This is a genomic window from Paenibacillus sp. 01T431, from assembly GCF_056398625.1.
The window spans coordinates 158,841-171,206 of sequence record NZ_JBFTPT010000014.1; the positions used below are offsets into that span (position 1 = coordinate 158,841).

General features: G+C 44.3%; 14 protein-coding genes. 2 read left to right on the top strand and 12 right to left on the bottom strand.

Annotated features, from left to right (window positions below; genetic code table 11):
* Positions 1 to 87: 87 nt before the first annotated feature.
* The 9 genes from AC1DM9_RS24410 to AC1DM9_RS24450 form a co-directional block, all read right to left on the bottom strand.
* Positions 88 to 1,023 (bottom strand): sensor histidine kinase, encoded by a 936-nt coding sequence (locus AC1DM9_RS24410; RefSeq protein ID WP_477582660.1) that lies wholly within the window; start codon positions 1,021 to 1,023, stop codon positions 88 to 90.
* A 1-nt stretch (position 1,024) separates the two neighbouring features.
* Positions 1,025 to 1,723, bottom strand: coding sequence for a response regulator transcription factor (locus AC1DM9_RS24415; RefSeq protein WP_441878684.1), 699 nt, complete (start codon positions 1,721 to 1,723; stop codon positions 1,025 to 1,027).
* A gap of 147 nt (positions 1,724 to 1,870) precedes the next feature.
* Complete coding sequence (locus AC1DM9_RS24420; protein ID WP_477510836.1) at positions 1,871 to 2,749, bottom strand: hypothetical protein; 879 nt, start codon at positions 2,747 to 2,749, stop codon at positions 1,871 to 1,873.
* Between the two features lie 25 nt (positions 2,750 to 2,774).
* The gene (locus AC1DM9_RS24425) at positions 2,775 to 5,204 is read right to left on the bottom strand and encodes a heavy metal translocating P-type ATPase (RefSeq protein ID WP_477582662.1); all 2,430 of its coding nucleotides are present in this window, start codon (positions 5,202 to 5,204) and stop codon (positions 2,775 to 2,777) included.
* Between the two features lie 50 nt (positions 5,205 to 5,254).
* Positions 5,255 to 5,458 carry a cation transporter gene (locus tag AC1DM9_RS24430; RefSeq protein WP_441878690.1) on the bottom strand — a complete coding sequence of 68 codons (204 nt, stop codon included), beginning with the start codon at positions 5,456 to 5,458 and terminating at the stop codon, positions 5,255 to 5,257.
* A 101-nt stretch (positions 5,459 to 5,559) separates the two neighbouring features.
* Complete coding sequence (locus tag AC1DM9_RS24435; RefSeq protein WP_477549089.1) at positions 5,560 to 5,697, bottom strand: hypothetical protein; 138 nt, start codon at positions 5,695 to 5,697, stop codon at positions 5,560 to 5,562.
* 188 nt (positions 5,698 to 5,885) lie between these two features.
* A complete protein-coding gene (locus tag AC1DM9_RS24440) occupies positions 5,886 to 6,215 on the bottom strand; it encodes a metal-sensitive transcriptional regulator (protein ID WP_076268759.1) in 330 nt (109 codons plus the stop codon).
* 116 nt (positions 6,216 to 6,331) lie between these two features.
* A complete protein-coding gene (locus AC1DM9_RS24445; RefSeq protein ID WP_477549088.1) occupies positions 6,332 to 7,762 on the bottom strand; it encodes an MFS transporter in 1,431 nt (476 codons plus the stop codon).
* A gap of 127 nt (positions 7,763 to 7,889) precedes the next feature.
* Positions 7,890 to 8,273: a thioredoxin family protein gene (locus AC1DM9_RS24450; RefSeq protein ID WP_477582664.1), complete on the bottom strand. Its 384-nt coding sequence runs from the start codon at positions 8,271 to 8,273 to the stop codon at positions 7,890 to 7,892.
* Positions 8,274 to 8,560: 287 nt separating this feature from the next.
* Here AC1DM9_RS24450 and AC1DM9_RS24455 point away from each other — a divergent pair, with 287 nt between their 5' ends.
* A complete protein-coding gene (locus tag AC1DM9_RS24455; protein ID WP_477582666.1) occupies positions 8,561 to 9,232 on the top strand; it encodes a DUF2306 domain-containing protein in 672 nt (223 codons plus the stop codon).
* A gap of 62 nt (positions 9,233 to 9,294) precedes the next feature.
* Here the strand turns inward: AC1DM9_RS24455 and AC1DM9_RS24460 are convergent, their stop codons facing one another.
* The 3 genes from AC1DM9_RS24460 to AC1DM9_RS24470 form a co-directional block, all read right to left on the bottom strand.
* A complete protein-coding gene (locus AC1DM9_RS24460; protein WP_477582668.1) occupies positions 9,295 to 9,726 on the bottom strand; it encodes a DUF6526 family protein in 432 nt (143 codons plus the stop codon).
* A 27-nt stretch (positions 9,727 to 9,753) separates the two neighbouring features.
* Positions 9,754 to 10,116: a VOC family protein gene (locus AC1DM9_RS24465; RefSeq protein ID WP_339206696.1), complete on the bottom strand. Its 363-nt coding sequence runs from the start codon at positions 10,114 to 10,116 to the stop codon at positions 9,754 to 9,756.
* A gap of 93 nt (positions 10,117 to 10,209) precedes the next feature.
* Positions 10,210 to 11,043: a helix-turn-helix domain-containing protein gene (locus AC1DM9_RS24470; protein WP_477582670.1), complete on the bottom strand. Its 834-nt coding sequence runs from the start codon at positions 11,041 to 11,043 to the stop codon at positions 10,210 to 10,212.
* A gap of 211 nt (positions 11,044 to 11,254) precedes the next feature.
* On the opposite strand from AC1DM9_RS24470, the gene AC1DM9_RS24475 reads away from it, so the two are divergent.
* The gene (locus AC1DM9_RS24475; RefSeq protein WP_477582672.1) at positions 11,255 to 12,340 is read left to right on the top strand and encodes a DUF3626 domain-containing protein; all 1,086 of its coding nucleotides are present in this window, start codon (positions 11,255 to 11,257) and stop codon (positions 12,338 to 12,340) included.
* The last annotated feature ends 26 nt before the right edge of the window (positions 12,341 to 12,366 follow it).

Consider the following 12,366-nt stretch of genomic DNA (forward strand, 5'->3'; position numbering starts at 1 on the left):
TCCTTCTTTCCATGTTGTAACTAGTTCTCAGTTTATCGAACACCCTTATCTTATTTGTTGCTTATTTCTAACAAAAATCTTAAGTTGCTAATAGGTCATGTGTTTGAGCTTAACCGTGAACGTCGTTTTCTCAAACGGGATGCTATGCAATGTAATCTCGCCATTCATTTCCTCCACGAGTCTTTTCGTAATCGTTAAGCCCAATCCACTTCCCTGGAAAGCCTTGTTTCTAGACTCCTCCAGCGTAAACATCCTTTCAAAAACAAGCTCTTGATTTCGAGCGCTAATCCCTTTGCCGCAATCCGAAACGTCAATCCTAACATACGAATCGTCAACGCTCATAGCAAGCCCAATTCTCTTCCCATCGCTGCCGTAACGAATGGCATTGGACAATAAATTGCTGAGCACCCGCTCCAGCGCTTCCTCGTTTCCTAAAGCATAGATCGCTTCTTCTGGAATTTGAATATCTGCTTCATAGCCGCTTGCCTGCACCAAATCGTAAAAGGACAAAATGCTTTTTTTGCATAGCTCGTTCATATGTATTCGCGATAGCGTGATGTCGTTGTCACYCGCTTCTAATCTAGCTAGATCGAAAAAACCGTTCATTAGCTTAATGATCTCCAGCGTTTTTCCATGAATCAGCCGCAGAAGACGTTCTCTTTCTTCAGATGCCATCTCGCGGCTGCCTTGTATCATCTCGGCATAGCCGAGCACGACGGTTAGCGGTGTTTTTAGATCATGCGAGAAGTTAGCAAGCATTTTCCTCATGGAATGATTCGTTTTAGTAAACTGCGCCAGCTTATTTTGATTATCTGTGAAGAGGCGGTTTAACTCGACCAGCAGAAGTTTCAATTCGCGATCATCTGTCATGAGAAGCAGCGTTTCCGAAGATTGCTGCTCTAGCTGTCTGCTGATTTGGTTTGCAATATACCGTAAGTCGGAGCTTCTAGCGCGCTTCATTTGATACTGAATGACATTTAAAATGGCGAGTATGACAATGATACCTACTAAACTATAAACCATATTAAAATTCTCCCAGCTTATATCCAATGCCCCATAACGTCTTTATATATTGCGGCGATGATGGATCGTCTTCGATCTTCTCTCTCAAACGGCTGATATGAACGTTTATAACGTTCTCGTCTCCAAAGTAATCATCATTCCATACCGATCTGTAAATTTGCTCCTTCGTAAACACTTTGGTTGGGTTCATCGTTAGAAGCTTTATGATCTGCCATTCCTTTGAAGTAAGCTTAATCGACTTGCCCCGTTTACTTACATCAATATTATCCGTATCGATTGTAAGTTCATGAACACGAAGTACGTTCGAGGCTTCCTGATTCCGAACACCTGAGTATAGCGTTGCTCTGCGAATCGCAGCTTTTACTCTTGCGAGCAGTTCGATCATAGAGAACGGTTTGGCCAGATAGTCATCCGCTCCGAATCCTAATCCTAAAGCTTTGTCCACATCGCCATCCTTAGCAGATAAAATGAGGACTGGAAGCAGACTATGCTCCCTAATCTTCTTCAAAAAATCAATGCCATTCAGCTTAGGCAGCATGACATCCAGCAATATTAAATCATACGTTTCCTGAGAAAATAACCGCAGTGCTTCTTCACCATCTGCCGCATGTACGATATGGAAGCCTTCCAACGTCAAATAAGCCTCTACCATTTCGCTAATCGATCGATCGTCTTCTACGAGCAATATGCGTTGTTTCAAGCCGTCCCACCTATCCTATCTATGTAAAGTCATTTTATATTTTCAATCTATTTCCTTACTATACCATAGCCTATTTGTGTCAGATGACAGGAACATTGTCCAATAACTAAAAAAAAGCCCGCGATTTTACGCGGACTTAAGATTCGTTTATTTCACTTCAACTACAAAAGGGCTGATAAACGTTTTACCGTTTCGTTGAAATTGCCCCCAAATCTTATATACACCAGCACTCGGGAAAATCGTCATGAATTTCGCCTCCGGGCCTTTCGCTTTTTCCTCCATCGGGTGTACATGCAAATACTGCTCTGTATCTTCGCTTAGAATCACAACGTGCCCAACTGCGCCTAGGTAAGGCTCTAAATCCGTTATCGGATCTTTGGACTTCGCATCCGAAAGTTTGAAGTTCAACTCCATTTCTTTGCCGGCTTCCGGATGATTGTTTTCGAGTGTGATTTCTACCCCGTCCACAATCACGAAATGTTCATCCGATGGTTTAATCGGAACTTGTTCAGCGGCTAGCCCTTCTACCTTGATCCATTCGGACTTCGTTGTGGCTGATCCGCCGGTAGGAATATAGTCGGCGAATAACTTGTAATCTCCACCGGAAGGGAACGATGTCGTGATTTCGAATTGCCCATTCCCTTTGTACTCCGGATGGATGTGGTCAAAGTAAGATAAATCTTTGCTGACTGCGATGAGATGAAGCTTCTTCTCGTGATTAATATCAAATGCCTCGATGGCCTTTCCGTCCGTATCTTGAATTTGTACGGTTATTACGGTGTTCTCTCCAGATTTCGGCGTTTCTTCAGACCATTTCCATTCAGCATTCGTCTCAAGCTTCTTCGTCTCACCAGAATGTTCTTCTCCGTGAGCTCCGTGCTCTCCGGCACTGGATGCAGCGGGTGATGCCACTTGAGAATTCCCGCCATGAGCACCATGATTATCTGTTTCTTGTTTATTTTGTTTTCCGCAAGCAGCAACAAGAACGAGTACAGCTAGCAATCCGATCAAATAAATTCGTTTCATTTTAGCCTCCATGATCTGAATAACTTTAAACTTTTGCCCTTTGTAGACGCAGCGCATTCAGTACAACGGAGACGGAGCTTAAAGCCATAGCTGCTCCGGCGAGCCATGGTGCAAGGAATCCAAGCGCTGCAATCGGGATGCCGATGACATTATAAGCAAGCGCCCAGAACAAGTTTTGCTTAATGTTTACCATCGTTTTCTTACTCATCGAGATCGCGTCCGGAATACTGTTCAAGTCACCGCGCATTAAAGTAACATCCGCAGCCTCCATGGCCACATCGGTTCCCGTTCCGATAGCCATCCCGATATCCGCAATTGCCAATGCCGGCGCATCGTTAATTCCATCTCCAACCATTGCGACCTTCTTACCGCTTTCTTGCAATCGCTTGACCTCGTTGGCTTTGCCATCGGGCAGCACTTCCGCCAGCACATGGTCGATTCCAACTTGGCTCGCAATGGCTTTCGCCGTACGTTCATTGTCGCCTGTCATCATCACGACTTCCAAACCGAGCTGCTTTAATCTGGCAACTGCCTGCTTCGAAGTTTCTTTAATCGTGTCCGCTACGGCTACCATACCAGCGTACTTCCCGTTAACCGCAACCAGCATCGCTGTTTTTCCAACCGACTCCAGTCGGCTCATTTCCTCAAAAGCGGACTCCGCGTTCACGTTAGCTTTCGCCAATAACTTTCGGGTTCCTATTAGCAATTCGTTCCCTTGAACTGTAGCTTCAATGCCAAACCCAGGTATCGCTTGAAAGGATTCGGTCGATGGGAGAGAAATACCTTGCTCTTGAATGCCAGCCACGATCGCTTCCGCAAGCGGATGCTCCGAATTCTTCTCCGCTGCAGCAATCCAGGACAAGAGCTGTTCCCGATTATAGCCTTGCTCAATCCGTACATCCGTCAATTCCGGCTTGCCTTTCGTTACCGTTCCCGTTTTATCCAATATAATGGTGTTAATGCGATGCGTGGATTCTAAATGCTCGCCGCCTTTGAACAAAATACCGAGTTCAGCGGATCGACCCGAACCAGCCATGATCGATGTTGGCGTAGCAAGACCTAGCGCACACGGGCATGCTATAACCAGAACGGCAATTGCCTTCTCCAACGCCTCTGCGAAATTGCCTGCATCAACAGCGAAGTACCAGATCAAGAAAGTGACGATCGCGATCCCTACAACGATCGGGACGAATATTCCAGAGATCACGTCAGCCACCCTTTGAATCGGCGCTTTCGAGCCTTGCGCTTCCTCTACGACTTTGATGATTTGGGAAAGCGCCGTTTCTTTTCCGACTTTAGTCGCTCTAACTTTAAGCACGCCATTTTTGTTCAGCGTTGCTCCAATGACTTGATCTCCTGTCTGCTTATCTACCGGGATACTTTCACCGGTTAACATCGATTCATCAACTGCCGATAACCCTTCAAGCACTACACCATCGACTGGCACTTTCTCGCCGGGTTTAACTAGGAATACATCTCCAGTTACTACCTCTTCTATTGGAATACTAACTTCCTGACCATCCCGTATGACGATAGCCGACTTGGCTTGTAAACCCATCAATGCTTTAATCGCTTCGGAAGATCGGCCTTTCGCCAGCGTTTCAAATAATTTACCCAGCAAGATTAACGTAATCAGCACGGCACTCGTCTCATAATACATCTCAACCTGATGATGTGCGGATGCATTTATTGATTCGATGGTTAAGTAAACACTATAGAAGTAGGCGGCAGATGTGCCGAGCGCTACCAATACATCCATATTCGCACTGCCATTGCGCAGCGCCTTATAGGCTCCGACATAGAAACGGCTGCCAATAATGAATTGTACCGGGGTAGCCAATATCAATTGGAACCATGGATTCATGAAAATCTCAGGCACCCATATCCATGACGTAAAGGAGAAATGCCCAACCATTGCCCAGAGAAGCGGCAAAGAGAGAATAGCTGATACAATCAACCGGATCTGCAGGCTGCGGACTTCTTTTTTCTTATGATCGCTTTCATTCGTCTGCTCGCTCTTTGGTTTAGCTTTATAGCCGATCTGTTCAACTTTCTTGATCATATCTGCAGCACTTGTCATGGATGGAATAAATTCCACATGCGCCGTCTCCAAAGCTAAGTTTACCGTCGCTTTTACGCCGCTCATTTTGTTAAGGCCCTTCTCGATGCGCGTGGCGCATGCTGCGCAGGTCATGCCTACAATATCGAAGTCAATGGACTCCTTCACCGTACCGTATCCCAGGGCTTGAATTTTCTGCTCCAATTGGGACATGTTCACTTGAGTAGGGTCAAAGTTGACGGATGCTTGCTCCATGGCGAAGTTCACGTTTGCATGTGCAACGCCTTCCAGCTTATTCAGGCCTTTCTCTATACGGCTCGCACATGCTGCGCAAGTCATGCCAGTGATCTGTAGTGTGGCTTGTTGATTAGATACTGCTTGATTAGAACTGCTCATGATCATCACCTATTCTTCTGTCGTATTACCATCTTAACTATGTGACTTTTTTATTTCACGACATCGTAACCCTGTTTCTCAATCGTTTCGACAATGGCATCCAATGAGACTTCACTGTCGTCATACACCAATTCAACCAGGCCTGCGGCTCGATCAACAGTCGCTTTGGCACCGAGAGTTTCGACTGCACCTTCAATCCTACGAACACAACTGCCACAAGTCATTCCTTCTACATTTAACATAACGTTTTTCATTATTAATTCCTCCGTCTCACTTGTTTTGTTAATATACAATACTCCCCTATAGTATATTAACGACAAAATAATAAATTATTGATGACTTCCTTGAAGTTGATTCAACCGACAAGCTTAGTCACACTTTCCTTTCGCAAACGGGTCACTTGCTCCAAGGGTGCAGCCTGCATATCCGATTTTATTAGAATCGACACTTCCAAGCCGGTGAACGCTTCATCCAGCCAAAGTTCGAATGGCAAACCCACTTCTTCCGCACCTTATGAGAGTGGAGATGCTAAGGCTAATATACGAAGAGTCAAGCTCCAACACAACCTTTGTAATTAATGGTAACGATAAGTATAGAATACCCCCGTACCCTATATTTGTCAAGCGAAGTTGATGAATAAAATTTAAAAGCAAATGTACACAAGCACATTTGCTCCGATTATCATTTCATTAGTTTATTTATTGTCGTCAACAACTCATCAATGACTCCATGTTCACCCGATTGAATTTTTTCAACGACACAGCTTTTCATATGGTTCTCGAGAAGTAATTTTCCGACGCCGTTTAGAGCCGATTGAACCGACGCGATCTGATTGAGTACGTCATCGCAGTACGTATCTTTTTCGATTAACCCTTTGATCCCTCGAATTTGCCCTTCAATTCGGTTCAGGCGACTGGTCAGGTTTATCTTGGTCTTCTCGGAGTGATGGCTATGTTGATGGTGGTGATGATTTTCATGTCCAGCGGATGCAACCGTTAATTCATTTTCCATGGCTTATCCCCTCCCCTTATGCCCTATTATACCCCCTAACCCTATCCGTTGCAAAGTTCTGATAAAGCAGCAAATCAGCCGTGAATAACACGACTGATTATTATGCTATCTCATATTCAATTCTCTGACGTTTTCCCTTTACGAATAAAAATCAACGCGATAAGTGCACCCACGATAGCAATGATAGCTGCTCCAACGAATGCGGAGTGAAAACCCGTATTTAATGCTGCGATTTGATCGATCCCTTTATCCAGCTCCCCTTTTGTCCAGGAAGAAGATACAGCAACCATGACAGCTAATCCAATGGCTGAACCAATCTGATAGCTCATATTGGATAAGCCCGACGCCAAACCGGACTCTTCCGGCCTTGCCCCTGACAAGGAGGAAATCGTTGCCGGGATATAAGCCATTGACATGCCAAGTGCCCCGAGTAGAGAAGCCCATAGTACGTTGGTAACGAAGTTTCCATCCTCTGGCGTATTCCCAGCGAACAGCAACAGTGATCCTGCTAATATAAGCATGCCAATGACGAGATTTCCTTTGATGCCGAACTTGCCGACAAGCCTTCCCATGACTGCGACCATCAAGATCATGATGAGGATCGTCATCGGCACCAGAGCAACCCCGCCCATGAATGCCGAATAGTTCAAAACCTGTTGAAGATACAGATTCAAGAAAAACCAAAGCGGAATCCAAGCACCTGAAAGAGTTGCCAAAATGATATTGCTCGCAAGTAGATTTGGAGCTCTAAATATCCGTAGAGGTACGAGCGGGTCTTTTTTCTTCGCTTGCACGATCAGAAACAGAATGAACAGTACAGCAGCAATGGCCAATAGACCAAATGTTTGCGCCCCCCATCCGTTATGCTCCGAAGTGACGATCGCATATACCGCCAGCACCAACGCAGCTGTGACCGTCAGTGATCCTAAGATATCGATGCTGCCTTTGCTTTTTGTTCCTTTTGGAAGGACATACAGACTGTACAAAATAGCGAACAAGCCAACGGGGATGTTGATCAGGAATGTCCAATTCCAACTGAGCCATTCCGTGATGACTCCTCCAAGGAAAACCCCGGCGGTTCCGCCTGCTGCTGCGGATGCTCCCCAGAAGCCGAAAGCTTTGTTTAACTCCTTAGGGTTAGCGACAAAAAGTTGCATGATGATGGTCAATGCAGCTGGAGCGATTAGCGCAGATCCAAATCCCTGAATGGCGCGGCCAATATTCATCGACTCCTGGGACCAAGCTAATCCGGCTAACAGCGAAGCAAGTGACAAGATTATAAACCCAAGCATAAACATCTTGCGTTGACCGAATAGATCGGAAAGTCGGCCTCCTAGCAGCAATAATCCCCCAAAGAAAATGACATACGCATTAAATACCCATTGCAGGTTGTTTTGCGAGTAACCAAGTGCTTCTTTAACAGCTGGAAGAGCAACCCCGATGATAGATGTATCCATGATAACGATGAACTGAGCCAAGCATAGCAAGAACAATGCCTTCCATCTTAGCGGATTCACATTAGCCATAGCATTTGAATTTCCTGACATATCGTATTCCTCCTTGATTTGATTTACATTCGTATAGTATACCCCCCTACCCTATATTGTCAACAACTATTTCCATAAAAAAACTGCTGACTTTAGATCAGCAGTAACTTGATTTGATTTAAATCCACTATGGGATGAGTTGATTGATGGCGCCCGTTAACGTTTCTTTCGGTACAAATCCTGTCACTTTCCCCACTAGCTCACCCTTTTTGTAAATAAACAAAGCTGGTAAACTCATGACTCCCATTTGCTCTGTCACCTTCGTTTCCGTCGCTACATCCACCATGGCCACCGTTACTTTTCCTGCATAAGCTTGGTCGATTTCCTCTAGAATCGGCTTCATTTGTTTACAGAGCGTACACCATTCCGCCCAAAATTCCACCAAGACGGCATCCTGTTCAGAAACCAACTTATCGTACGTGTTGTCCGTTAAATTTAATATAGTCATTGCTCTGTCCCTCCTCTTGTGTAATTCACCCTGATAGGTACATAACCACCACACGCAACACACAGTTTATGTTGATGGAGAATCTTAATATACTTTAACTTCATAAAATCTGACAAACACTATAATAACTCAATTACCGCCAAATTAAAATTTAAGATAAAAATCTAAAAATCTATTAATAAGTTAACATGATCTCCGTCGGAATTGAGGCAATTTGGTCTTTATCTGCGGATCGACCTATTAGACTTAAGACGTAGTCGCAGCTCCGTCGCCAGCCGCTTGAGGCGGAATAAGCTTAAATGATACATTTTCATTAACAGTAAATAACGATGAAATTCGGAGGTAAACTGATGCGTGTACGAGGAAGTGCCGGTCGTTCGTGGTCACTTGGAATATTGGCTTTTTTGGCGTTAGCGGTTGGGGCATACGCCTTGCTTTTGTACGGATCACCTGACGGCATTAAGGAGCAGGGCTTTGTCACAGAAAAAGGAAGCATGCCTGACCTATGGTACAGCGTTCTATCGGGCCATGCCGTTTCTGCTGGAATAGCGATTGCAATCGGCTGGTTTCAATTCATCAGGCGGTTTCGGCATCGCTCGCCAAAAGTACACCGCACGATCGGCTATATTTATGCTGCAATGATTGGAATTGGCGGCATCACTGGCCTGTATCTCGCTTTTTACGCGAACGGCGGGCTGATCGCAAAGGTTGGCTTCGGCACCTTATCTATTTTTTGGCTGTATTCCCTTTATCGCGCGTTAAAAAGCATTATCGTCCACCGGAATAAGGCTGAGCATGGACGCTGGATGGCGAGAAACTATGCTCTTACCTGCGCTGCAATTACACTCCGCTTGTATACTGCACTCGCAGCTGGCATTTGGAAAATAACGGATACGAATGAATCGTTCTTCGTTATTGCTTGGATTTGCTGGGTACCAAATCTACTGTTTATTGAAATGCTAATGAGTAGAAAAAAGCGTATTGGCATGACACATGAGAACGGTATATATCCAAAGATATAAACAGAAAATGAGCAAGGACGGCTGCAACCCATCCTTGCTCTTTCCTTGTTATCGTCCTGCTTTTAAACGCGGTTATGATCCGCTCTCCACTTCGTAATCGATTTCTTGATCGTCCCGGAATTCATTCCCGCTTCAACAGCCTTCACGCATAATGCAGGAAAAGCATCATCCTCCGCAAAACGCAGAGCAATGATTTGCTGCACGCTAAGTCTTGTATCCAATGGTTTGCCTGTAAGCCTGAAGTGCCGAAAATTCTCCTCGTGAACAATGCTGCGATCCTGCAGCTTCGTTGCGAACTGACGGACAACCGCCCCTAATAGAACTACACATACAGAAAGACCAAAAATTAATAGCGAAGAGAAGCTGAATTGCTCTTTAAATATATGAACAATCGACGCGATAAATAAGATAAGCGCAATGGGCGCCAGTATAAAATGATACAAAGGTGCATATTGCCCATGGTTCTCATAGCTTTGCGTTTTCACATTGCTCACAACGATTCCCCCAATGTAATGTCTAGTTCATTCTTTTTTGAAAAACTGAATCACGCCAAAAGCAAGACCTTCAGAGTCTTCACAATAAGCAAAATCGCCAATTTCAGGGATTTCCATCTTGGCGGAGGTAACTTTGCCGCCTGCCCGCTCGACCTTGCCCAAATATTCATCCAGATCCGCCACGGTAATTGAATTAACGGTTCGCAGTGCCTCTTCTGTAGAGCTGCGCATTAGTCCACCGTCAATTCCTTCCTCACCATCTTCGCCCGTAATGATTATCCAGTACCCCTCCATCATCTCTTGGAACTTCCAACCAAAAACCTCTTCGTAAAATGACATTTTTTTCTCGGGATTTCTAGTCTCTATTTCAAAATGAATAACACGTGACATGACGTTCACTCCTCTTTGTGCAGTAGTCTGATAAGACTCTACAAAAAGAATAGCCATAAACCGTGAATTTTGCTTCTTCTAGTTTGCTCTCTTTTATCCCTCCAGCCTATTAAGAAAAGCTTGAACAAGAACGGGAAAGGAAATCAATATAGGCGGATCATAAAACTTTGGAGGTCGAAGGGTAACATTGGATTCGCCTTTAGCAACGCCATCTGTTACAGTGATTTTCCCATTTGCCTTGCCACGCCAAGAGTGCTGCGGATGCAGATACTCATCGAGAGAAGCATCCCATGAAAATGCGATAGACATGATATAGTACGTTCCATCGGGAACATTCGGTATCACGTATGCTCCTGACTCAAAAACCATGGTGCATCCCATAGGCTTGCCCATAGGAATTGGCCTAGGAAACAAGCCAATACAAATCACGCCATGAAGCGATTCTGACGCCTTAACATTCCCCTCTATGGCTGAAAGCGCCTTAATGCCCTCTGGCAAACGAATGGATCGAAGTTCATTGAGCCCAAGCAACCTGCTCTCTATAAAATGTCTAAACTGCTGCGGCGAAAGCCCGATAAAACTTGAGAATTTGGAAGAAAAGGTGCTAAAACTGCTGTATCCCACCGTTTGACCTACCTCTGTAACTGATAAAGTAGATTTCAATAGTAGCTTTTTACTCCATTGAAAGCGAAGAGCAGATAAATACAGCCGAGGCGGAATGCCTGTGGTGAAGCGAAAGATACGATCAAAATGAAAAGGAGTGTACGAAATAAGCTTTGCCAGCATTCCCGTCGAAAGAGTCGAATCTTCCATACGTTCTACCATCTGAACAATTGCTGCTTTTACAGCGACTTCATGATCAGATTCCGTCGTTTGCTTCAAGCCTGCCGTCTTTTTTTCGTAAACTTCTTGAACGGAGTGACTCACACCATTACTACCCCACCTCTGCCATGTAGTCTTCCTATTAGAATCATTAAACATGGTGACGTTAAATACTTACAACATATGTAAATCATTATACATGATAACTTTCTATTGTCAGAAAAAAATAAAGTATTTTTAATAACGCTATCTGCATTTCCCTTACTATCCATCCTGTATTATGATTCTATAAAAAAGGGAAGGGACTCTTCTGCCTATGGAATTATCGAGGTCTCAGCAATTAGCTCAGGAGTATATAACAAATTACGCAAGAAGCTGCAAAAATGAGGTAGAGCAAACAATGAGGGAAATCCTTAAAATGTCCAGCATCGAGCTGAAGACATTTGAAGATGCTGTCTCTAAACTAAAATCTCATGCAAGTATTGCGCTGCACTTTCATCCCGATCGATTAGATCCGAACATGAAAAGCGTTGCTGAAGCACTGCTTGAGCAGGGGATCTATAAAAGCCAGTTCGAGACTTTCCTATCGAATGGAAGTGTATCAGCATTTCCAGGTGGTGAACGAGACGTTTGGGAAAATAAAATGTTTGGCGGAGCGTACCAAATAAATGGCTCAACCAATAGCGAACGGCCGAAGTATGGGGCACTCAATGTCATGTTACATCCCGATGGACCTGCTCCACGGTTTGGATCATGCTATTTTCTTTTATCCGCTGAGGTCTCTCATCGTTGCACTTATACTTATTTGGATTCTCACCAAGACCCTAAGGAAAAGGGGACGTATAAGGAATTTGACCTTATTTTGGCTGCTCTCATGAGGGATGCCTTCTATAATAATTTTGCCATTGGTGAAAGCAATCTGACGGTTCGAAAGTTAATCGACCATATGCTCGTCAATCTTGAAAAACCATTCCAAAATCCATCAAATAAAGAGCCAAATCGAAATCTTGACCACTATATCGAAGCTCAGGTTCATGGTGACATTTCTCTTAAAGAAGACGTAAGGACGCTTGTTGCCGATCCATCATTTAAGGGCACCCATACAGGACAAATCTTAGAACAGCTATGTTTAAAGTATGCAATTGATCTTTACTGGCATAGTGCCTTTACCCTTTTAGTTGATGAGGTTCCTATCAATTTCAGAGGTCCTTCGATGCCTTCACTAGCCAAAAGAATTGCGCAAAGTGATTTTATTGATGTTAATATGATTGGCGCAGCAGCTATGGACTTGAAACGAAATCCAAGTCATTGGAGCGATAGAGGAACCTACAAAGAAGTTCTGCAAGAATTAAAATTACTCTGGCATGTTTTAGTGAGATATGGAAAGCCAATGGAAAAGTGAAAGTTAGCGTAATCGGAGGTTAACAA